Below are 22,526 nucleotides of genomic sequence, written 5' to 3' on the forward strand. Positions count from 1 at the left end.
GCTCACCCCCAAATAATACTCACGTCAGTACAATGTGTACTCGGTTACATTCCTACATAGTATAACATGTAAAACGCTTGTCCCATCTTACTATTATGTGAACTTTTTAACGCCGTATGCTACCATTAGTAAAGTGTACCATAACTATGGTATGACTTTTTGATTTTCTGTGCAAATGATCTGCATTTGTATAGATTTGTTTAGGAGGCGTCTACCCTGCGTAAGGCACAATCAACATATATTATGCCAGGAGTTATTTTAATTGGCTTTGGTCTTTTCTATTTATTACAAACCTTTCAGCTCCCTTATGCGGATCAGCTATTAACATGGCCAACTTTTTTGTTTATTATCGGCATTGGTATGTTATTTCAAAGCAAGTTTGATGGATTATTATCTTTCCCAGCAGCACTTCTGATTGGTTTATCTATTCATTTTCACGGACAGAATTGGTTAGATTTTTGGCCGAGTCATGTAGGTATGTATTCGTTAATCTTTAGTTTATCCTTTTTATTTTTATATACACGTACAAAACGATTTGGATTACTTCCGGGCATTCTCTTATTTTTATTAGCACTTTATATGCTATCACCCTGGAAACCATTTTTGCAGAACCCTGCTTTTCTGCCATTTGGAGAGTACTTCTGGCCAATTGTCATGATTGTAGCAGGATGTTTGTTGTTGTATCAGAAGAAGAGGTGATTTGAAGCTATTTATCGTCCCATTGCTAAAAAAGCCTAATAATTTCTGGATGAGCTACATATTCCGCTCCACCAGAAATTCTACGCTTTCCGCGGGCACGGCCTCAGATTTCTGTCTAGACTGGTTGAGAGTGTAGACTTGTACATTTGGTTCATTTAAGACTCGAACTCAGCTACATTTATAGTGTTGTATTTTTAGTAAAAGTATCTTTTCTTAGGGGAAAGGAGTCTCGTGATTCGTTTCTTCTTCCGTCACTCCCAAAATAGGGGGCATACTTACCTCGGGGAGGTACCCGCGTTAATCTGGCTCTGCTACCTTATCTCAATGAACCTTTTCATCGAGGCCACTGAAAAAGAAGTTTTTCATTAAAAAGAATCTTATTTCAAATCAAAAACAACCTTGATTTCCTTAAATAGGAATGTTGGTCATTTGTCTGATCGGGAACAGAGCGGAAGGAGAAAACGTAGACTCCTACGGAACAGAACGAGTCTGAAGACATTGAAGTGGCGCATTTCCACTTCAAGGGCTGAGGCCGTTCCCGTGGAAAGCGAAGTTTTCTCCTGTAGCGGTGTATGAGCTCATTTCTAAATGACTTTTTCAGAGACCCATAAATTAGTTCACCGAAGCCTATTACACATCAGACGGCTGTAATTCGCTATCCACTTTTATATAAAAAAGCTTGTCGATCTTCTCTGTAAATGAGATAAAATCGACAAGCTTTTTTATATATATCGTTGAATGACTCGCCACGCGGTTTCTCGTCCGTAGCCTGTCTCTGAGGAAAACAGGATAAGCTCGTCCTCTTCGCGTTTGCCAAGCTCTTCTTTGATGACGTTGACATGCTTCTGCCATTTTGATTTTGCAATCTTATCGCATTTTGTTGCCACGATGATCACGGGCATTTCAAAATGGATGAGCCAATCATACATAAGCTTATCATCAGCAGAAGGCTTATGCCTGGAATCAATTAATAGAACAACGGCTTTTAATTGCTCACGCTCGGTAAGAAATTGCTCGATCATTTTGCCCCATTGATCACGTACAGATTTAGCTACTTTAGCGAAACCATAGCCTGGGACATCAACAAAATGTACCTTTTCATTAATTTCATAGAAATTAAGAGTTTGGGTTTTTCCAGGCTGTCCAGAGGTTCTGGCTAGGCTTTTTCGATTAATCATTTTGTTTATAAATGATGACTTGCCCACATTAGACCTTCCTGCCAGGGCAATCTCAGGCAGAAAGGTTTTTGGGTATTGCTCTGGTTTTACAGCAATATGCGCAAGGTCTACTTTGGTTATTTTCATTTGTCCTCTCCTAATGCGTGCTCCAACACCTCATCTAAGTGTGAAACAAGAATAAAACGAAGCTCATCGCGCACACTTGTCGGGATATCATCTAGATCTTTTTCATTATCTCTTGGAATAATGATTGTCTTTAGCCCTGCTCGATGGGCACTCATTGATTTTTCCTTTAAGCCACCAATTGGCAGTACTCTACCTCGTAATGTTATTTCCCCCGTCATCCCCACTTCACGTCTGACCTTACGTCCTGTTAAAGCGGAAATGAGAGCGGTGGCCATTGTAATACCGGCAGATGGACCATCCTTAGGTGTTGCTCCTTCAGGCACATGAATATGAATGTCCATATTTTCATGGAAGCTTCCGTCAATATGGAGCTGGTTTGAACGAGAACGGATGTAGCTGAATGCAGCCTGTGCTGATTCCTTCATGACATCGCCAAGTTTACCCGTTAATGTAAGCTTGCCTTTGCCAGGAACGACGGAAACTTCAATTGAAAGGGTGTCTCCTCCAGCAGAGGTATAAGCTAAGCCAGTAGCTGCACCAATCTGGTCCTCCACTTCAGCTAAACCATAACGGAATTTTGGTTTACCAAGCATGGTTTCTACGAGCTCGGGAGTAACACTTACTCGTTTCTTCTCACCGGTCACAAGCATTTTAGCAGCTTTTCGGCAAATGGTCGCAATCTGTCTCTCCAGATTACGTACTCCCGCTTCACGTGTATAGTAACGAATGACTTTCACCAATGCCTCTTCATTCACACGCAGTTTGTTCCCATTTAAGCCATGCTCTTTGATTTGTTTTGGAAGCAGATAGCTTTTGGCAATTTGCTTTTTCTCAAGCTCTGTATATCCAGCTATTGAAATGATCTCCATTCGATCAAGCAAAGGACCGGGAATCGTGCTTAGGTTATTGGCTGTTGTCACAAACATAACCTTCGATAGATCATAGGCTTCCTCAATATAATGATCACTAAAGGTATTGTTTTGTTCTGGGTCTAAAACTTCAAGAAGTGCCGATGATGGGTCTCCTCTAAAATCCTGAGCCATTTTATCAATTTCATCTAGTAGAAATACTGGATTAATTGTTCCGGCTTTTTTCATTCCTTGAATTAATCGTCCAGGCATTGCACCTACATACGTTCTCCGGTGACCTCGTATCTCTGCCTCATCCCGAACGCCTCCAAGAGACATGCGGACAAACTCACGATTTAATGATCGGGCGATCGAACGCGCAAGTGAGGTTTTCCCTACCCCTGGAGGACCAGCCAAGCAAAGGATTGGTCCTTTAAGCTCTTGGGTCAGCTGTCGTACTGCTAAATATTCAAGTACACGCTCCTTTACCTTCTCAAGACCATAATGATCCTCATCCAGTATTTCCTCTGAGCGGATAACGTCGAGCTGGTCTTCGGTTTCATTGACCCATGGCAACTGAATTAACCAGTCTAAATACGTACGCAGAACAGAGCTTTCAGCGGAGCTTGCAGGCATTTTCTCAAAACGATCCAGTTCTTTTAGCGCCTTTTCCTTAACAGGTTCCGGCATCTCTGTGGACTCAATCTGCTCTCTTAAACTGCTGACCTCACCACTTCTGCCTTCCTTATCACCGAGTTCTTTTTGAATGGCTTTCATTTGTTCACGCAAATAATATTCTTTCTGCGTTTTCTCCATTGATTTCTTAACACGCTGACTAATCTTTTTTTCAAGCCCTAGAACTTCTTGCTCATTGTTCAGAATATCTATGAGTTTCACTAATCGAGCATGGATTGAATTCGTTTCTAAAAGCTCTTGCTTCTTATTTAATTTAAGAGGCAAATTAGCGGCGACAACATCTGTTAATTGTCCTGCATCTGTAATATCAGCTACCGATGCAAGAGTCTCAGCTGACACCTTCTTTGACAGCTTGGAGAACTGTTCAAACATTGACATCACATGGCGTGTCATTGCTTGAACCTCAGCCGTTTCCTCTATATCCAGATCTTCCATTTCTGAAATCTCTACGTGCAAGTACGCTTCATTTGTAATATATCTCTCTATTTTTGCTCGTTGAAGTCCTTCCACATGAATACGTACTGTACCATTAGAAAGCTTCATCATTTCCTTTACACGAGCTAATGTACCAACTGTATAAATATCTGCCTCAGTGGGCTGATCAAGCTTAATTTCTTTCTGTGTAGACAGAAAAATTTCTTGGTCATCTTCCATTGCTTGCTGTAAGGCCTCTACGGACTTTGTTCTCCCTACGTCTAGATGCAAAACCATCTTTGGAAAAACCAATAATCCCCGCAAAGGCAGAAGCGGAATATGCCGTTTCTTTTCTGTTTCGACCATCCGCGAACACCTCCGAATTCCTGTGCCAAACATCAGACAAGGATAGAGTTTCTCCTGGATCCTCTATCCTTGTGCTGTTATCGTAGTCTATGCGTTCTAAGTGCATTGCGCGCACAAATGACTTTGCTTATTTTGTGCATAAAGCCTTACTTCCACGAATAATAGGCACTTTCTCAATTCTATCTTATCCACGTACCTTTGTCTATTTATACAGATGTGGCGACTGAATCCTTTATAATCGCTTGAGCCGGGACGCTAGTAGGCTCCTCCTCAGATAAGATAGCTAATTCAAGCACTTCATCAAGAGTATGAACAGGAATAACGTCAACCCCACTAATCTCTTGTAAGATGCTCTCTGCGTTTTCAGCTGGAATAAGCACCTTTTTAGCTCCTGCAAGCTTAGCGGCTTCTACCTTTGCCACCACTCCTCCAATCGGCTTCACTTGACCACGAATACTTAACTCACCTGTCATCGCTAGATCATGTCTAATCGGCAGCTCATGAATAGCTGAATAGATTCCGCATGCAATAGCAATCCCTGCTGACGGTCCATCCACTGGTCCTCCACCAGGAAAGTTAACATGAATATCAAAATCCGATGTTGGTAAACCCATTCGGCGTAATACCGTTACAACATTTTCTACGGAACCCTTGGCCATACTTTTTCGTCTTATGGAACGGGATTGATTACCCGTACTTTCTTCTTCCGCAATTCCCGTTATGTTAATGGTACCTTTATGTTTGTTTGGAATGACGTTCACTTCTATCTCTAACAAGGCCCCCATGTTTGGTCCATAAACGGCTAAGCCATTAACCAGACCTACTGAAGCCTCTTCATGGATGCGTTTTTCTGGACGTGGTGTAATTTGACTGGCATGCAGCACCCACTCTACATCACGTACATGGATCTGCTTCCGTCCGTCAGCCTGAGCAATGCCTGAAGCAATCTGAATAATATTGACTGTTTCGCGGCCATTGGTAGCGTACTTTGAAACCTTCTCTCCAGCTTCTTCATCCAGCTGGAAATTGATTTTTTTTGCCGCATTCAAAGCAATACCTAAAATCTCCTCAGGCTTTAAAGCTCGGAAGAAAACCTCCATACACCTTGACCGTATCGCTGGGGGAATCTCTTCAGGACGACGTGTTGTCGCAGCAATTAAGCGAAAATCTGCCGGCAGCCCTTTTTGAAAAATATCATGAATATGCTTGGGAATGTGTTGATTTTCCTCGCTATAATATACGCTTTCTAACAAAACCTTTCGATCTTCAAGAACCTTTAAAAGCTTATTCTGTTGAATCGAGTGGAGCTCACCAATCTCATCAATAAATAATACGCCTCCATGCGCCTTAGTTACGGCACCCTGTTTCGGATGAGGAATCCCAGCCTGCCCCATTGCACCTGCTCCTTGATAAATAGGGTCATGGACAGATCCAATCAACGGGTCCGCTATGCCTCTTTCATCAAAACGAGCCGTAGTTCCATCTATTTCAACAAACGTGGCATTTTGAGCAAATGGAGAATCTGCGTATTGCTTTGCTTCCTGTAACACAAGTCTTGCTGCAGCTGTTTTTCCTACTCCAGGAGGTCCATAGATGATTACATGCTGTGGATTAGGGCCGCACAGAGCTGCCTTAAGTGCACGAATGCCCTCTCGTTGACCCACAATATCATCAAATGAAGCAGGTCTGACTTTCTCTGACAGCGGCTCTGATAATTTAATTGATCTCATTTTTCTTAGTTGTTCCATTTCTTTTTTTGACTCTTTATCAATACTTACCCGCTGGCTGCGCTGTCCTTTTAGCAAATTCCAGAAATATAAACCTATCACCACACCAAAAAATAGCTGTACCATTAATACGATCGTAGTCCAGTTCACCATTTTTCCTCCTGTCACTGTCGAATCTGTCTATAGTATGACCGTTCAACGGTTGACTCATTACGACTAGCGCGAGGATCTCATAGTAATTAATGGAAAAGAAACTTATGTATAAGGTCTTTATTGTATAAACCGTATCCTAAACTTCATTGCTTCGACAGCTTTCACACAAAAAAATCCGAACGAAGGTGATATTCACCATCGCTCGGATTTATCGTTTCACTAATTATGCACTTTCTTTTGGTTCTTTGTTTGAGATAGTAATTTCGGTACCATCATCGGTTTTGAGAATTGGAACGGCTCCTTCAGTGATACACTTATCGTGGATGATACATTTTACAATATCATCTCTTGATGGAAGGTCAAACATGACATCAAGCATAATACCTTCGATGATTGAACGAAGTCCGCGTGCTCCTGTTTTACGTTCAATTGCTTTATTGGCAATCTCGGTAAGTGCTTGTTCTGTAAATTCTAGCTCTACATCATCAAGCTCAAGCAGCTTCTGATATTGCTTGACTAGCGCATTTTTTGGTTGGGTTAGGATTTCTACTAATGCATCTGTATCAAGCGGTTCTAAACTTGAAATAACAGGTAAGCGTCCAATAAACTCCGGGATTAAACCAAAGCGTAACAAGTCTTCCGGTAGAACCTTTGCCAAATATTCTCCTGGCTTCAATTCCTCTTGTTTTGTCTCTGATCCAAAACCAATAATCTTTTTACCAAGACGACGCTTGATGATTTGCTCTATGCCGTCAAAGGCACCTCCGCAAATGAACAACACATTTGTTGTATCAATTTGGATGAACTCTTGATGAGGATGCTTACGCCCTCCTTGAGGAGGCACACTTGCTGTTGTTCCTTCAAGAATTTTTAATAGCGCCTGTTGAACCCCTTCACCAGAAACATCACGAGTGATCGAAGGGTTCTCGGATTTACGAGCTACCTTGTCAATCTCATCAATGTAAATGATTCCTTTTTCAGCTTTTTCAACATCATAGTCAGCAGCTTGGATCAGTTTAAGAAGAATGTTCTCAACATCCTCACCGACATATCCGGCTTCTGTAAGTGATGTCGCATCTGCTACAGCAAAAGGAACATTAAGAATACGTGCTAATGTTTGCGCAAGTAACGTCTTCCCGCTTCCAGTTGGTCCAATCATACAAATATTACTCTTAGCCAGTTCTACATCCTCCGAACGACTTAATGAGTTAATACGTTTGTAATGGTTATACACAGCTACAGAAAGCGATTTCTTGGCACTTCCCTGCCCAATGACATAATCATCTAATACTTCACAGATTTCATAAGGCTTCGGGATCTCTTGAAACTCTACTTCTTCTTCAGTTCCAAGCTCCTCTTCCACAATTTCTGTACATAGTTCTATACATTCATCACATATATACACGCCTGGTCCAGCCACAAGCTTACGAACCTGGTCCTGAGTTTTTCCGCAGAAAGAACATTTTAGTTGCCCTTTTTCTTCGTTAAATTTAAACATGAGATCACCCCTCGCAATTATATTGTACCATCAATACATTGATCCTGACCATTAATAAACCTGTGAGCCATATGACCTAATGTATGCTCGCTATAAAACGAATGATCTGGTGATAGCCTCGCATGAAGCAACAGCCATCGATCCGTATCCATTCATTTACCATCTAAACACTCACCTCAATACAAAGGTTCCATGGTGTTCAGACATTGTAGCACAATTCCAACCATACTACACATCATACGCTATGTACAAAATCCCTCAAACTCACTGCTTCATACGATTGAATAATGTTAGTGTATGTTCAAACACTGTATACATTCAAGATTATTGCCTGAAAACCTCTTTTCTAGGCAAAATTTTTGAGTTTGATCTTCTCAGCTTACACCATTGCTGACTTCAACATACATTTGTTAAGGAAGAAAAACAAGGTGCGAGACTTCCGCACCTTGTTTTGTTTTCCTTTATCTTTAAGCTGTTTTGCTTTCTTCTTGAAGAAGCTCCACTGCTTTTTGGATTTTCAGATCTTCTTTTAGGTTGTTAAGTCCACCCTGTGCACTGAAAATCGTACGGATTTCTTCTACTGAACGCTGGTACATTTCAGCCATTTTCTCAAGCTCTTTGTCCACGTCTGCGTCCGTTACTTCAATTTCCTCTTTAATTGAGATAGCTTCAAGCACTAAATTCGCTTTCACACGCTTACCAGCATCTTCATTAAACTGTTCACGCATCGCTTCTTCATTTTGTCCAGAGAATTGATAGTAGGTATCTAGATCCATACCTTGACTTTGTAGACGCTGACCAAATTCCTGAAGCATACGATCCGTTTCAGTTGTGATCATTGCTTCTGGAATATCTACTGTTGCATTTTCAGTAGCCTGTTGGATTAAAGCTTCGCGTGTTGCATTCTCAGCAGCATCCTTTTTCTGATTCTCAAGCTTCTCTTGTATTTCTTTCTTTAGTTCATCAAGTGTTTCTACATCTTCATTTACATCTTTAGCAAACTCATCATTTAATTCTGGAAGCTCTTTACGCTTAATTTCGTGAAGCTTCACTTTAAATGTAGCAGGTTGACCTGCAAGTTCCTCAGCGTGATATTCTTCAGGGAAGGTCACTTCAACATCTTTCTCTTCTCCTGCTTTTAAGCCTACAAGCTGCTCTTCAAATCCAGGAATGAAAGAGTTTGAGCCTACTTCAAGAGAATAGTTTTCTGCTGTGCCACCTTCAAATGCTTCTCCATTTGCAAAGCCTTGGAAGTCGATAACAGCCGTGTCACCATCTTCAACTGTTCCTTCTTCAACAACTACAAGCTCAGCTTGTCTGCTCTGAAGCTGCTTTAACTCTGATTCAACATCTTCTTCAGTAACGTCAGTTTCTTGAGCTTCTACTTCAAGACCTTTGTAGTCACCAAGCTCAACTTCAGGTTTAACTGTTACAGTTGCTTTAAAAATTAACTCGCTACCCTTTTCCATCTTTTCAATATCGATGTCGGGACGATCAACTGGTGTAATACCTGTTTCTTCAACAGCACCTGCATAAGCTTCAGGTAGTAAAATATCCAACGCATCCTGATAAAGAGATTCTACTCCGAACTGCTTTTCAAATAAGCTACGAGGAACCTTCCCTTTACGGAATCCAGGTACATTTACTTTCTTTGAAACTTTTTTAAATGCTTCATCTAAAGCGTTTGTTACTTTTTCTGCTTCAACTTCTACAGTTAGAACCCCTTGGTTCCCCTCTTGTTTTTCCCATTTTGCACTCATTCGTGTTCCCTCCAACTATATCTTCGTTCTAACGATTCATTTCCGTTATACATGATTGACAACCACACTATTATAACATAAAGCCTCCTGTTTTCAATGGAAGCAATTCAATTAAGACGTTTTCTGCTTTTTTTCTTACATTATGTATCTTCATTTGTAACATGATCTTGATTTTGTTTAAATACGTTTCCTTCAACTTCTTCAACTAAAGCCGCATGTTCAAGTAATGCTGATACATTACAGCCATATCGCATTGCGATGGTTTCTTCATTGCAATCCATTGCAAGACGTTCACAGGCTAAAAGGTGAAAAGACGCAGCCCATGTGGTCATTTCCTCCTCTTTCGGATAAAAAGGAAACAAAACCAGCATATGCATAATTAAAAGCTGTGTAGCCATTTCATAGAGAATTGGGTTTTCGTGCTCTAACTCTTGAGAAAGAATACCTTTCATTTTCGTTGAGCAATTTGACATTTGCTCATTTTTAGCAAGTGTGGCGGGGGAAACAGTTTTTGATTGACCAAGTTTTGAAATATGAATGTCTTGTTGGACTTCCCATTTCATCAACAACTGAAGAGCATAGCTTCTAAGTAGTAAATCCTTTGAAGAATCTTCTATGTACGTAATTAGGTTTGGGACTGCCTGTTGAAAGTTAGACGTGCTTAATAATTGGATCGACTGCCACTGTTTTTGTGGTGAATCAGATTGAAGATCTTCCAGTTCTAACATATCTGATTCATCTGAATCTAAATGAATAGGGTAGGAATCTGTTAAGTACTCATCCTCTGTCATCTGTCTGCTGAAATGAAGAAGCTTATATAAGGATTCGGCATGCTGAGAAGGAAGTTGACTTTCCGCTAACACAACATCAAGTATCTCAATGACTTCTTCATACCTAGAAAGCTGAACCAGAAGTGAAATGTGCACCTGTAAATTCTCGTAGTAGTCCCCAGTGCCTTCTTTAAGAAGCTTATCAGTAAGCTGTACCGCTTCTTCAAGCCTACCAAGCTCAACTAAACTAAGCATCTTACCAAAGCGAACTTTTGGGTTATCCGGTTCAATGCTCTCTGCTTGTTTAAAGTAATCATAAGCAGACTGTCCTTCCTTTACTTTAAGCGACTCCATCCCTAGCTCAAGCAACCTGCGAACCAGACCAGGATAAAGGATAATATTGTTGTCTTTTGAATGATGAGATTTGTCGGTCATGCGATTTGCTCCGCTCTTTTTAGACTAGTCCGTTTTTTAAAAGTTAGGTAAAGTGTACCAGTTCGTCCTCCTCATTACAAACAGCCGATATTACACTTGCCTTTAGAAAAAGGAGATATCTTTATCAACATAAGATATCTCCTCGTGTAGGTCAATTGTACCCTCTATCTGGACGCTTCAAACGCCTTAATTTCATTTTCATTCAGTAAGGTTAACCCTATTTCATCCCAACCATTTAACAGCATCTTTTTCCAATACTCATCTATATCAAAATGAGCCTTAAAGCCTAGTCCCGTAATCAATTGCTTTTCCAGATCAACTGTTAAGTCATATATGCCTTTTTCAGCAGATTCAAGCAAGACATTCACTTTTTCTTCCTCAAGGCGAATAGGCAGCATCCCATTTTTAACACAGTTATTATAGAAGATGTCCGCAAAGCTTGGCGCGATTATGACACGAAATCCGTAATCCTGAAGTGCCCAAGGAGCATGCTCTCGTGAGGATCCACAACCAAAATTATTGCTAGCAATTAAGATTGAGGCCCCTGCAGCTTCTGGTTTATTTAGTGAAAAATCGGGGTTGTCAGTGCCATCCTGAAGAAACCGCCAATCGAAAAAAAGAAATTGTCCAAATCCAGTCCGTTCAACGCGCTTAAGAAATTGCTTTGGGATGATTTGGTCAGTATCAACATTGACTCGATTCATGGCCGCAGTCTGACCCGTGTGAACAGTTAAAGGCTCCATTTTTTCTTACCCCTTTCCAGAAGACGAAACTTCCGACTTAAAATTACGTACATCAACAAAGTGTCCAGCAATCGCCGTTGCAGCAGCCATTTCAGGACTCACCAAATGGGTGCGTGATCCTTTGCCTTGCCTACCTTCAAAATTACGGTTTGAAGTAGAAGCACACCTCTCTCCTTCAGGAACAACATCAGGGTTCATACTTAAGCACATACTGCAGCCTGATTCTCTCCATTCAAAGCCCGCTTCTTTAAATACAAGATCCAGTCCTTCCTTTTCAGCTTGTTTCTTCACACGCTGAGATCCAGGAACAACTAACGCACGAACATGCTCTGCTACTTTTCTACCTTGAATAATATTAGCTGCTGCGCGTAGATCACTGATGCGGGAGTTGGTACAGGAACCAATAAAGACATGCTGCACATCAACCGATGCAATGGGCGTACCTGGCTTTAAATCCATGTAGTCTAATGCTTGCTCGATGGCACGTCTGCCTGAATCCGTTGTGGCACTATCTGGTGATGGGATAGCTTCAGAAATTCTAATACCCTGGGATGGATCTGTACCCCATGTCACCATCGGTTCAATTTCATCAGCATCAATTGTTACTGTACGATCGTAGCTAGCACCTGGGTCTGTTGCAAGCTCACTCCATCTTTGAGTCGCTTCTGCAAAATCTTCGCCCTTAGGTACAAATTGTCTACCTTCTAAATAATCAAAGGTAACCTGATCCGGGCTAATTAATCCAGCTTTAGCTCCTGCCTCAATGGACATGTTGCAAATCGTCATTCGCTCCTCCATTGTTAAACCGCGAATGGCTTCACCCGTAAATTCAATAATTGAACCCGTTCCCACATCAACACCAAATTTAGAGATAATCGCTAGAATGACGTCCTTAGCTGAAATTCCCGTCCCTAGCTTACCTGTGATACGAACCTCTAGTGTTTTTGGCTTTGACTGCCAAAGACATTGGGTAGCAAGAACATGTTCTACTTCGCTTGTGCCAATACCAAATGCAATGGCACCAAATGCGCCGTGCGTTGAGGTATGACTGTCACCACATACAATGGTTTTTCCAGGCTGAGTGAGACCTAGCTCTGGCCCAATTACATGTACAATGCCGTTTTCAGGGCTTTTGAGATCCGCAATCTCTATTCCAAACTCATTGCAATTATCAGCCAATGTTTCCATTTGCTTCTGGGCAATTTGGTCGGTAATATCATAGCGATTGACAGTTGGTACATTGTGGTCCATCGTAGCAAATGTGAGCTCTGGACGTCTCACCTTTCTCCCCGCTAGCCTTAATCCTTCAAAAGCTTGGGGCGAGGTCACTTCATGAACTAGATGAAGATCTACATACAATAAGCTCGGCTTTCCTTCCTCAGCTGTCACTTCATGTGCGTTCCAAATCTTTTCAATAATTGTTTTTGGTACCATTGCATTTCCTCCTCCGTCTGACATCTTCTTACTGGTTACTCAAATGTTGAAGAACTACATCCGTCATCTCCGTTGTAGAGACGTATTCTTGGTTTCCATAAACAAGGTCTGCTGTTCTTATGCCCGTATCAAGCGCTCGATTAATCGCTGACATCACTGAGTCCGCCTCATCCTCTAAACCAAATGCATACTTTAACATCATCGCAACTGAAGCAATAGCTGCTAATGGATTAGCTAACCCCTTGCCTGCAATATCTGGTGCAGATCCATGAATTGGTTCATAAATACCCGGGCCGTTAGAACTTAGGCTCGCTGAAGGTAATAAACCAAGAGAACCTGAGATCATAGACGCCTCATCACTCAAAATATCTCCGAACAGATTTTCAGTAACCAATACATCGAATTGTTTAGGATGTTTGATTAGTTGCATTGCCGCGTTGTCAACCAGCATGTGCTCTAGTTCTATGTGTGGGAATTCTTCAGCTATTTCATTAGCAATTTGTCGCCAAAGTTTACTAGACTCTAGGACATTAGCTTTATCCACTGATATAATTTTCTTTCTTCGCACTTCCGCTAGCTGAAAAGCCATTCGGATGATACGCTCAATCTCACTACGGGAATAGGTTAAAGTATCCACGGCCCCTTCCTCCCCATTTATGTCCAAGCGCTCGCTCGGTTCACCAAAATAAAGGCCACCCGTCAGCTCTCTAACAATCATGAGATCAATTCCACGGACAATATCTTCTTTAATAGTAGATTCTGCAATCAAACTATTATAGATTGAGACAGGACGCAGGTTAGAAAAAAGCTCCAGCTCTTTACGTATGCGCAGTAATCCTTTTTCCGGGCGAAGGTGTGATGGATTTGCATCCCATTTTGGTCCTCCAACTGCGCCCAAGAGAATTGCATCGCTTTCTCGACAAAGAGAAAGTGTTTCATCAGGCAATGGATTCTCATATTGATCAATTGCAATTCCACCAATTGCTGCTGACTGGTACACAAAGCTATGACCAAATAACTCAGCAACTTTATCTAAAACTCGAATAGCTTCTGTTGTTACCTCTGGTCCAATTCCATCTCCAGGCAGTAGCGTGATCGTTTTTTTCATAGATTCTAAAGTCTCCTATATATTCACCTTGTTTTTCTGTTCATGACCGTAGGCTTTACGGATTAATGTACGATTGACCGCATTAATGTAGGCTTTAGCTGATGCCTCGAGTACATCGTGTGCTGTGCCTCGTCCAGATGACTCATAATGATCATAGTTAATCTGCACATAGACTTCTGCCAGAGCGTCCCCACCACCGCTAACGGATTGAATTCGATAATCTTGCAAAGATACCGGCCCTTCAATCATACGTTCCAGCGTATTATAAATCGCTTCAACACTACCTGATCCTGTAGCAGCCTCTTGGATCATCTCACCCGAAGGAAGCTTCATCGTAATGGTAGCGGTTGGAATATTATTAGTCCCGTAATTGACTTGAAGCGTCTGTAACTCATAGGATTCTTGCACAGCATCCGTCATAGTCTCAGTCATTAAAGAAAATAAGTCGTCCTCTGTGACTTCTTTTTTCTTGTCACATAGATCTTTAAACGCCTCAAAGATTTGTTGAAATTGCGTTTTATCGCCGTCAAAGCCTAGTTCATCTAGCTTATCCTTAAATGCATGGCGACCAGAATGCTTACCAAGAACCATAGAGCTCTCATTCACCCCAACTAGCTCGGGTGTAATAATTTCATAGGTTTCCTTATTTTTAAGCATGCCGTCTTGATGAATACCTGATTCATGCGCAAAGGCGTTAGCCCCCACGACAGCCTTATTTCCAGGCACAGGCATGTTTGCAAGCTTACTAACCAGTGAACTGGTACGCTTTATTTCTTTTAATGTGAGTCTAGTTTCTGCCTGATAATAGTCTTTACGGATATTTAAAGCAACGGCGATTTCCTCTAGCGCTGCATTACCAGCTCGTTCGCCAATTCCATTCACGGTACACTCTACCTGACCTGCTCCATTTTGGATAGCGGCTAACGAGTTAGATACGGCCATTCCTAAATCATTATGGTTATGAGTCGACATGATGACTTTATCAATGCTTGGGACATGTTCTTTTAAATAGGAAAACATATGACCTATTTCATGTGGTGTCGTAAAACCTACTGTATCTGGTAGATTAATAACGGTTGCCCCGGCCTGAATGACCTGCTCAATGATTCTAGCCAGAAACGGAAGCTCTGCGCGACTAGCATCCTCCGCAGACCACTGAACCTGTGAGAATTTAGAGGACGCTAGCTTTACACTTTGCACAGCCTTCTCTACAACCTGATCTGGTGTCAGATTTAATTTGTATTGCATATGAATTGGCGAGGTGGCAATAAAGACATGAATGCGAGGTTCTGCACTATCCTTTAGCGCCTCCCAAGCCGTATTAATATCCGATTCAACGGCACGAGCGAGTCCTGTCACTGAACTATTTTTAATTGTACGAGCAATTTGCTGGACAGATTGAAAGTCTCCTTTTGAAGAGGCTGGAAAACCAGCCTCCATAATGTCTACCCCAAGCCTTTCAAGCTGTTTCGCAATTTCAAGCTTTTCGCTAGCATTTAAATTAACTCCAGCCGATTGCTCTCCATCTCTCAAGGTTGTATCAAAGACATTAATTTTTCGCACTGCCTACCACTCCTTTTGATTTACCTTTCACAAATGGCATCATCTCACGAAGCTCTCGTCCAACTACTTCAATTGGATGATTCTTTTCAGCCTCATTAATGGCTGTGTATTCCGGACGGTTGGCTTGGTTTTCAAGGATCCATCCTTTTGCGAATTTACCCGTTTGAATATCAGAAAGGATTTCCTTCATCGCTTTTTTGGTTTCATCGGTTACGATACGTGGACCCGCTTGGAAATCTCCCCATTGAGCGGTGTCAGAGATTGAATAACGCATCGTTTCAAGTCCACCCTCATACATTAGATCTACAATAAGCTTTAACTCATGTAAACACTCAAAGTACGCTACTTCTGGCTGATAACCCGCTTCAGTTAGTGTCTCAAATCCAGCTTTAACGAGGGCAGCTGTTCCACCACACAGTACAGCTTGCTCTCCGAAAAGATCTGTTTCTGTTTCTTCTTTAAATGTTGTTTCCAATACGCCAGCACGAGCGGCACCGATTTGTTTTGCATAGGCGAGTGCTGTGTCCTTTGCTTGACCTGTCGCATCCTGGAAGATGGCAATCAGTCCTGGTACACCAGCTCCGTCTTCAAATGTACGACGAACTAAATGTCCTGGCCCCTTAGGAGCAACTAAGAAAACATCTACATCTGAAGGAGGTACAATTTGATTAAAGTGAATGTTAAAGCCGTGAGCAAAAACAAGCGATTTTCCTTTCGTTAGCTCTGGCTCGATCTCATTTTTGTAGGTTGTCGGCTGATGCTCATCTGGTAAAAGAATCATGATAACATCTGCTTGTGCTGAGGCATCCCTAACCGTTTGGACATCAAATCCATCTTCTGCAGCCTTGTCCCATGACTTTCCTTTACGTAAACCAACAACTACTTGAACACCACTTTCGCGAAGATTTAAAGCGTGTGCGTGTCCTTGAGAGCCATATCCAATGATTGCGACTGTTTTACCTTGTAGTACTGATTCGTTAACATCACCGTTATAGTATACTTTTGCCATTTTAGAATCTCTCCTCTGTTTGTGTAAGTTTATTTATAGTGGAAAATCACGGTTTCCTATACTTAATTAATGAGGCTTAGCCTATTCGGTTCGGCAAGAGCCTTTTTAGAGCTTCTACTCAATGCCGTTTCGCCTGTTCGTGCCAGTTCTTTAATTCCATATGGACGAAGAAGGTCAATTAAAGCTTCTACTTTATTGTGGTCACCCACTACCTGAAGAGTCATACTCTCACGCCCAATATCAATCGTAGATGCTCTGAATGTATTCACTAACGCCGAGATTTCTCCCCGCTGTTCAGGGAATGCTACAATTTTTATTAAAGCAAGCTCCCTTGCAATAATGGATTCATCCGTAATGTCCTTGACTTTCAGGACATCGACTTGTTTATGAAGCTGTTTAAGGACCTGTTCAATGTTATTCATCGTGTCAGCAATCACCACAAAGGTCATGCGAGAAACATTTGGATTCTCTGTAATGCCTACAGTGATACTTTCAATGTTAAAATGCCTTCGTGCAAAGAGCCCTGTGATTCGATTAAGTACACCCGAATTATTGTTCACAAGTGTTGAGATTGTGCGCTTCATGGTTTGACCCCCTCCATTTGATGATGTCCTTTACCTGGACAAATCATTGGGTAGACGTTTTCTTCCTTTGCTACCCGGAAGTCCATTAAAACTGGGCCATCATGAGCCAGCATTTCATCAATGGCGGCTTCCATGTCTTTCAGTTCATCTACCCGCAACGCCTTAATTGAGTATGCCTCTGCCAGCTTTACGAAGTCTGGCTGTATTGGAAACAATGAATTAGAATAACGCTCTCCGTGGAACAGCTGCTGCCATTGTCTAACCATTCCAAGGGATGCATTATTAACAATCACGATTTTCACAGGTAGATTAAGCTCTTGTAAGATCGACATCTCCTGTAACGTCATCTGGAATCCTGCATCACCAATAATGGAGACCACTGTAGATTCAGGTTCGGCAATTTGTGCACCAATTGCAGCTGGAAAACCAAATCCCATCGTACCGAGTCCACCAGATGTCACCCAACGGTTAGGTTTATCAAACTTATAGAACTGAGCCGACCACATCTGATGCTGCCCCACATCCGTAGTAACGATGGCCTCACCCTTTGTTTTCTCATAAATTTTTTCGATTAAATGCTGGGGTTTAATAATCTCGCTTTCCTGCTTATACCAAAGCGGATAGTCACCCTTCAGCTTCTGTAAGTCTGCTTTCCAAACGGCTTGGTCTGCCTGTTGTCCGTCTTCAGCAACTAGCATTTTTAATGCCTCACCCGCATCACCAACTACTGGGATATGGGTTTCAATGTTCTTTCCGATCTCTGCAGGATCAACATCAATATGGGCAACCGTTGCATAAGGTGCAAAGTACTCAAGATTACCGGTTAAACGATCATCAAATCTTGCCCCTATATTTATGAGAAGATCCGCCTCATGTAAGGCCATATTTGCGGCATATGTTCCATGCATACCTGCCATCCCTAAATGAAGTTCATGATTCCCAGGGAAATTACCAAGTCCTAGCAGCGTATTTACGACTGGAATTTGCTGTTGTTCAACATATTCGAATAATGCATCACTCGCTTGAGCGTGTAAAACACCAGCTCCAGCTAAAATAACTGGTTTTCTCGCCTTAGCTACAGCTTCTGCTAATTTACGAATCTGCTGTCTATTAGGAATAATGGTAGGTTGATAGCCTGGAAGATTAACCGCTTTATCGTAGTCAAAGAATCCCGTATCCTGTGAAACATCCTTTGGTAAATCAATTAAAACTGGTCCAGGACGTCCAGTAGTTGCAATGTGGAAGGCCTCTTTGATAATTCTTGGCAATTCCTCAACATTACGTACCTGGTAATTATGCTTGGTGATTGGCATTGTAATGCCTAGCATATCCGCTTCTTGGAAAGCATCTGTGCCGATGACCTTTTTAGCTACCTGACCAGTAATCACAACAAGTGGTAATGAATCAATCATCGCATCCGCAATACCTGTTACAACGTTTGTGGCACCTGGGCCTGAGGTAACAACACAAACACCAGGCTTGCCTGAGACTCTTGCATACCCTTCCGCCGCATGAACAGCTCCCTGCTCATGGCGGGCAAGAATATGGCGAATGCCCGTTTTGTAGATTTCATCATAGGTTGGTAGGATTGCTCCTCCTGGGTAACCGAAAATGACATCAACATTCTCCTTTGCCAAAGCTTGAATGAGCATACCGGAACCTGACAATTCAGTTAGTTCTTCTTTTTTCTCAACTTTTTTTATTAGCTCCTGTTTCTCCGTTTTTGTTGACATCATAACTCCTCCTTTTTAAGTGTAAGCGTATGGTAAAAACAAAAAAATCTTTCCGCGCCCAACAGGCCGCATATTGCAGCTGAAGGGGCGAAAAGATTTAGCTTTTCACGGTACCACCCTAGTTCACCGAAAGAATCTCGGTCTCATGGACAACCAACCTGTCCGTTTTGATAACGAGTGCTGGTACACTCGGTCTCCTTATTAAAACAGTACCATTCACTGCTTGTTCAGTAAGACACTCAGAGGTGAGTTTCAGAATATTCTCTGCACCGTTTCTCAGCAACACGGCTCTCTTTAGCAGATAAAGTATTCCTACTTTCCTCTTCAACGATTTAAAAATTATATTTTCATAACTCCACCTGTGTTAGCTGAAGTGACAAGCTTTGAATAGCGAGCAAGATAGCCCTTTTTCACCTTAGGCTCTGGCTCTGTCCAGCCAACTTTACGGCGAGCCAGCTCTTCCTCATCCACTAATAAGTGAAGGCCTCGATTTGGCAGGTCAATCTTGATTTTATCTCCATTTTCAACGAAAGCAATTGGACCGCCTTCTGCTGCTTCTGGTGAAATATGACCAATTGAAATGCCTCGGGACGCTCCCGAGAAGCGACCATCTGTGATTAACGCGACTTTTGTTCCAAGTCCTCTCCCTTGAATGGCTGAGGTTGGAGCAAGCATTTCCGGCATTCCCGGACCACCTTTTGGCCCTTCTGAACGAATGACCACCACATGCCCTTCTTTTACTTCGCCTTTATTAATCTTTTCTTGCGCCTCTTCCTGAGATTCAAAAACAATCGCTTCTCCTTCAAACACTTGAATGGACGGATCCACCGCTCCTACTTTAATGACTGCTCCATCAGGGGCAAGATTTCCAAAGAGGATTGATAAACCACCCACTGGACTATATGCCGTTTCTTTATTTCTTATGACATCTGTGTTTGTGACTTCCGCATCTTTCACATTTTCATAGAGGCTTTTGCCTGTAATCGTAATACGGTCGGGATGCACCGCACCTTCCATCTCACAAAGCTGTTTAATAATAGCACTCACCCCACCGGCCTGATGAACATCATCCATAGAATAATCAGACGCTGGGCTAATCTTACTAAGATAAGGTACTCTTTCAGCCACTTCATTAATGCGATTCAGGTCGTATTCAACTTCTGCTTCATGCGCAATAGCTAAAGTATGAAGCACTGTATTAGTAGAACCACCCATTGCCATATCTAAAGCAAAGGCATCATCTATTGTTTCTTGCGTAACTATATCTCTTGGTTTGATATCTTTATCAATTAAATTCATTAAATGCTTCGCTGCATCCTTAATTAACTGATGTCTTTTTTCAGACGTTGCAACAATGGTTCCATTACCCGGAAGTGCTAAACCAAGCATCTCCATCAGTGAATTCATTGAGTTTGCAGTAAACATTCCTGAACAGGAACCACAGGTTGGACAGGCTTGCTGTTCTATCTCCAGCAATTCTTCTCTTGTCATTTTTCCAGAAGAGAAGGCGCCAACTCCTTCAAAGACTGACACGAGCGATAAGCTTTCCCCATCTTTCGTGCGTCCTGCTTCCATCGGTCCACCTGATACAAAGACGGATGGGACATTTGTTCTTACTGATGCCATCAACATCCCCGGCGTAATTTTGTCACAGTTTGGAATGTAAAACACCCCATCAAACCAGTGAGCATTAATGACCGTTTCTGCAGCATCACAGATGATCTCTCGGCTAGGAAGAGAATATCTCATTCCGATATGCCCCATTGCGATACCATCATCTACACCAATTGTATTAAACTCAAACGGTATACCACCCGCTTCATAAATCGCTTCCTTAGCAACTTCAGCAAATTTATTAAGATGCATGTGACCAGGAATAATATCAATATATGAATTACAAACCCCGATGAAAGGTTTATCCATATCCTCTTCACTAACACCAGTAGCTCTTAACAAGCTACGATGTGGCGCTCTGTCTATCCCTTTTTTGATCATGTTACTTCTCATTGCTACCCGCTCCTAAGTGACTAGAATCTATGTTCATTACATATCATTATGAACACTGATCAACAGACGATAAAGTCAAACAATTTTGTGTTTTCTATTTACAATGATAGTGAGTATCACGAACCTTCGCGATAGAAGTACACATTGTTAACATATCTAACGTAGTTGATCACATGTATTTCTTTATTGAGACTTATATTACGCCTTCTATATTCACTGGTCAACCACTTTAATGAAAATAATTAGATAATTTAGATAGATTTGATTTTTTGTATGCGTTTACATACCATCCATTAAAAAGTTTTGGCCATTTTCAAAATTATTGTCATACTTTTTTGTAAAATCGGGCATAGTACATGTAGGTGATGAAAATGATACGAGTAAAAACTTTTTTTCAACGAATCTTTCTTATGAAACCATTTTCACTTGCATTTAGACCACAAGAACTAAATCATTTAGTTCTTGTCACAGACCATTGGAAAGACTGCCCTGATTCAATGGATAAAAAGTTATGCGAAATATTACATCAACGCAACTTTTATCCAAGTACAAACAAAGTCATCTACGGCATTCCTACAAACGTAGCTTTGATTCCGTACAAGCTTGCTTTTGTAAAAGCATGTTCCCCTCAAAAACAAGAACGGATCAAACGAACATTGCAAAAGAAAGGATGGTCCGTCTACTTTTACACCTCTGAGAGTGTAAGTGATGGAGATGCTTCTTGGCTAAAAAACATTACAACACATTCAGCACATACAAAAAACGCCTATTTACAGACATGAACTGTAGGTAGGCGTTTTTTGTGTGGTAGTTTTGGTTTGGTGTGGGGGGGTTCTTTCTGGGTGTAGTGCGCTGGGGCTTGGTGTGGGGCTCGGTTTTCTTGGTGTGCAGGGCTTCTTTCTTGGTATCGTGCTCTGGCTCTTGGTAAGACGCTCGCTCTTCTTGGTGTGCAGGGTTTCTTTCTGGGTATCGTGCTCTGGCTCTTGGTAAGACGCTCGTTCTTCTTGGTGTGCGGGGTTTCTTTCTTGGTATCGTGCGTCGGGGCTTGGTAGTGAGCTCGTTCTTCTTGGTATGCAGGGCTTCTTTCTTGCTATCGTGCTCTGGCTCTTGGTAATGAGCTCGTTCTTCTTGGTATGCAGGGCTTCTTTCTTGGTATCGTGCGCGGGGGCTTGGTAATGAGCTCGTTCTTCTTGGTGTGCGGGGCTTCTTTCTTGGTATCGTGCCCTGGCTCTTGGTAATGAGCTCGCTCTTCTTGGTGTGCGGGGTTTCTTTCTTGGTATCGTGCTCTGGCTCTTGGTAATGAGCTCGTTCTTCTTGATGAGCAGGGTTTCTTTCTTGGTATCGTGCGTCGGGGCTTGGTAATGAGCTCGTTCTCCTTGGTATGCGGGGCTTCTTTCTTGGTATCCTGCTCTGGGCTTGGTTAAGTGCTCGTTCTCCTTGGTATGCGGGGCTCCTTTCTTGGTATGCGGGGCTCCTTTCTTGGTATCCTGCTCCAGCTCTTGGTAAGTCACTCGTTCTCCTTGGTATGCGGGGTTTCTTTCTTAGTATCCTGCTCCAGCTCTTGGTAAGTCACTCGTTCTCCTTGGTATGCGGGGCTTCTTTCTTGGTATCCTGCTCCAGCTCTTGGTAAGTCACTCGTTCTCCTTGGTATGCGGGGTTTCTTTCTTAGTATCCT

General features: G+C 42.0%; 17 protein-coding genes and 1 other annotated feature. Of the genes, 2 read left to right on the plus strand and 15 right to left on the minus strand.

The genetic code is table 11. The features are described 5' to 3' along the window. The first annotated feature begins 243 nt into the window (after positions 1 to 243). Positions 244 to 699 (plus strand): LiaI-LiaF-like domain-containing protein, encoded by a 456-nt coding sequence (locus tag FN960_RS12960; RefSeq protein ID WP_143849157.1) that lies wholly within the window; start codon positions 244 to 246, stop codon positions 697 to 699. A gap of 722 nt (positions 700 to 1,421) precedes the next feature. On the opposite strand, the gene yihA is transcribed toward FN960_RS12960, so the two are convergent. The 15 genes from yihA to ilvD all read right to left on the minus strand — a co-directional run bounded on the left by yihA (position 1,422) and on the right by ilvD (position 20,851). After that, positions 1,422 to 2,003, minus strand: a complete 582-nt coding sequence (gene yihA, locus FN960_RS12965; RefSeq protein WP_143849158.1) for a ribosome biogenesis GTP-binding protein YihA/YsxC — start codon at positions 2,001 to 2,003, stop codon at positions 1,422 to 1,424. Beyond that, positions 2,000 to 4,327 carry an endopeptidase La gene (gene lon, locus FN960_RS12970; RefSeq protein ID WP_143849159.1) on the minus strand — a complete coding sequence of 776 codons (2,328 nt, stop codon included), beginning with the start codon at positions 4,325 to 4,327 and terminating at the stop codon, positions 2,000 to 2,002. The genes yihA and lon overlap by 4 nt, the downstream gene beginning before the upstream one ends. 206 nt (positions 4,328 to 4,533) lie before the next feature. Next, positions 4,534 to 6,204, minus strand: coding sequence for an ATP-dependent protease LonB (gene lonB, locus FN960_RS12975; protein ID WP_143849183.1), 1,671 nt, complete (start codon positions 6,202 to 6,204; stop codon positions 4,534 to 4,536). 226 nt (positions 6,205 to 6,430) lie between these two features. After that, positions 6,431 to 7,705, minus strand: a complete 1,275-nt coding sequence (gene clpX, locus FN960_RS12980) for an ATP-dependent protease ATP-binding subunit ClpX (RefSeq protein WP_143849160.1) — start codon at positions 7,703 to 7,705, stop codon at positions 6,431 to 6,433. A 17-nt stretch (positions 7,706 to 7,722) separates the two neighbouring features. Further along, positions 7,723 to 7,857, minus strand: a complete 135-nt coding sequence (locus FN960_RS23195; protein WP_260681997.1) for a hypothetical protein — start codon at positions 7,855 to 7,857, stop codon at positions 7,723 to 7,725. Positions 7,858 to 8,172: 315 nt separating this feature from the next. Further along, on the minus strand, positions 8,173 to 9,465 hold the full coding sequence (gene tig, locus FN960_RS12985; protein ID WP_143849161.1) for a trigger factor: 1,293 nt from the start codon (positions 9,463 to 9,465) through the stop codon (positions 8,173 to 8,175). 140 nt (positions 9,466 to 9,605) lie between these two features. After that, complete coding sequence (locus FN960_RS12990; protein ID WP_143849162.1) at positions 9,606 to 10,670, minus strand: tetratricopeptide repeat protein; 1,065 nt, start codon at positions 10,668 to 10,670, stop codon at positions 9,606 to 9,608. A 164-nt stretch (positions 10,671 to 10,834) separates the two neighbouring features. Further along, on the minus strand, positions 10,835 to 11,413 hold the full coding sequence (leuD, locus tag FN960_RS12995) for a 3-isopropylmalate dehydratase small subunit (protein ID WP_143849163.1): 579 nt from the start codon (positions 11,411 to 11,413) through the stop codon (positions 10,835 to 10,837). A gap of 6 nt (positions 11,414 to 11,419) precedes the next feature. Further along, positions 11,420 to 12,847 carry a 3-isopropylmalate dehydratase large subunit gene (leuC, locus tag FN960_RS13000; protein ID WP_143849164.1) on the minus strand — a complete coding sequence of 476 codons (1,428 nt, stop codon included), beginning with the start codon at positions 12,845 to 12,847 and terminating at the stop codon, positions 11,420 to 11,422. Between the two features lie 28 nt (positions 12,848 to 12,875). Beyond that, positions 12,876 to 13,955 carry a 3-isopropylmalate dehydrogenase gene (leuB, locus tag FN960_RS13005; protein ID WP_143849165.1) on the minus strand — a complete coding sequence of 360 codons (1,080 nt, stop codon included), beginning with the start codon at positions 13,953 to 13,955 and terminating at the stop codon, positions 12,876 to 12,878. Between the two features lie 15 nt (positions 13,956 to 13,970). Further along, positions 13,971 to 15,518 (minus strand): 2-isopropylmalate synthase, encoded by a 1,548-nt coding sequence (locus FN960_RS13010; RefSeq protein ID WP_143849166.1) that lies wholly within the window; start codon positions 15,516 to 15,518, stop codon positions 13,971 to 13,973. After that, complete coding sequence (ilvC, locus tag FN960_RS13015) at positions 15,505 to 16,527, minus strand: ketol-acid reductoisomerase (protein ID WP_143849167.1); 1,023 nt, start codon at positions 16,525 to 16,527, stop codon at positions 15,505 to 15,507. Before ilvC ends, FN960_RS13010 begins: the two co-directional genes overlap by 14 nt. A 62-nt stretch (positions 16,528 to 16,589) precedes the next feature. Continuing rightward, entirely contained in the window at positions 16,590 to 17,111 is a 522-nt protein-coding gene (gene ilvN / locus FN960_RS13020) for an acetolactate synthase small subunit (RefSeq protein WP_143849168.1), read from the minus strand. Further along, positions 17,108 to 18,844 carry an acetolactate synthase large subunit gene (gene ilvB / locus FN960_RS13025; RefSeq protein WP_143849184.1) on the minus strand — a complete coding sequence of 579 codons (1,737 nt, stop codon included), beginning with the start codon at positions 18,842 to 18,844 and terminating at the stop codon, positions 17,108 to 17,110. The genes ilvN and ilvB overlap by 4 nt, the downstream gene beginning before the upstream one ends. An 80-nt stretch (positions 18,845 to 18,924) precedes the next feature. Beyond that, positions 18,925 to 19,181: a binding site (T-box leader), on the minus strand. Between the two features lie 2 nt (positions 19,182 to 19,183). Continuing rightward, complete coding sequence (gene ilvD, locus FN960_RS13030; protein ID WP_143849169.1) at positions 19,184 to 20,851, minus strand: dihydroxy-acid dehydratase; 1,668 nt, start codon at positions 20,849 to 20,851, stop codon at positions 19,184 to 19,186. Positions 20,852 to 21,222: 371 nt separating this feature from the next. On the opposite strand from ilvD, the gene FN960_RS13035 reads away from it, so the two are divergent. Next, positions 21,223 to 21,633 carry a hypothetical protein gene (locus tag FN960_RS13035; protein WP_143849170.1) on the plus strand — a complete coding sequence of 137 codons (411 nt, stop codon included), beginning with the start codon at positions 21,223 to 21,225 and terminating at the stop codon, positions 21,631 to 21,633. Positions 21,634 to 22,526 lie beyond the last annotated feature (893 nt).

This window comes from Alkalicoccobacillus porphyridii, assembly GCF_007293315.1.
GTDB lineage: Bacteria > Bacillota > Bacilli > Bacillales > Bacillaceae_D > Alkalicoccobacillus > Alkalicoccobacillus porphyridii.

What these genes read in the sequence shown, in the direction of transcription:
- FN960_RS12960 (WP_143849157.1), top strand. Translation starts at nt 244, where the DNA reads ATGCCAGGAGTTATTTTAATTGGCTTTGGTCTTTTCTATTTATTACAA.
- yihA (WP_143849158.1), bottom strand. Translation starts at nt 2,003, where the DNA reads ATGAAAATAACCAAAGTAGACCTTGCGCATATTGCTGTAAAACCAGAG.
- lon (WP_143849159.1), bottom strand. Translation starts at nt 4,327, where the DNA reads ATGGTCGAAACAGAAAAGAAACGGCATATTCCGCTTCTGCCTTTGCGG.
- clpX (WP_143849160.1), bottom strand. Translation starts at nt 7,705, where the DNA reads ATGTTTAAATTTAACGAAGAAAAAGGGCAACTAAAATGTTCTTTCTGC.
- FN960_RS23195 (WP_260681997.1), bottom strand. Translation starts at nt 7,857, where the DNA reads ATGGATACGGATCGATGGCTGTTGCTTCATGCGAGGCTATCACCAGAT.
- tig (WP_143849161.1), bottom strand. Translation starts at nt 9,465, where the DNA reads ATGAGTGCAAAATGGGAAAAACAAGAGGGGAACCAAGGGGTTCTAACT.
- FN960_RS12990 (WP_143849162.1), bottom strand. Translation starts at nt 10,670, where the DNA reads ATGACCGACAAATCTCATCATTCAAAAGACAACAATATTATCCTTTAT.
- leuD (WP_143849163.1), bottom strand. Translation starts at nt 11,413, where the DNA reads ATGGAGCCTTTAACTGTTCACACGGGTCAGACTGCGGCCATGAATCGA.
- leuC (WP_143849164.1), bottom strand. Translation starts at nt 12,847, where the DNA reads ATGGTACCAAAAACAATTATTGAAAAGATTTGGAACGCACATGAAGTG.
- leuB (WP_143849165.1), bottom strand. Translation starts at nt 13,955, where the DNA reads ATGAAAAAAACGATCACGCTACTGCCTGGAGATGGAATTGGACCAGAG.
- ilvC (WP_143849167.1), bottom strand. Translation starts at nt 16,527, where the DNA reads ATGGCAAAAGTATACTATAACGGTGATGTTAACGAATCAGTACTACAA.
- ilvN (WP_143849168.1), bottom strand. Translation starts at nt 17,111, where the DNA reads ATGAAGCGCACAATCTCAACACTTGTGAACAATAATTCGGGTGTACTT.
- ilvB (WP_143849184.1), bottom strand. Translation starts at nt 18,844, where the DNA reads ATGTCAACAAAAACGGAGAAACAGGAGCTAATAAAAAAAGTTGAGAAA.
- ilvD (WP_143849169.1), bottom strand. Translation starts at nt 20,851, where the DNA reads ATGAGAAGTAACATGATCAAAAAAGGGATAGACAGAGCGCCACATCGT.
- FN960_RS13035 (WP_143849170.1), top strand. Translation starts at nt 21,223, where the DNA reads ATGATACGAGTAAAAACTTTTTTTCAACGAATCTTTCTTATGAAACCA.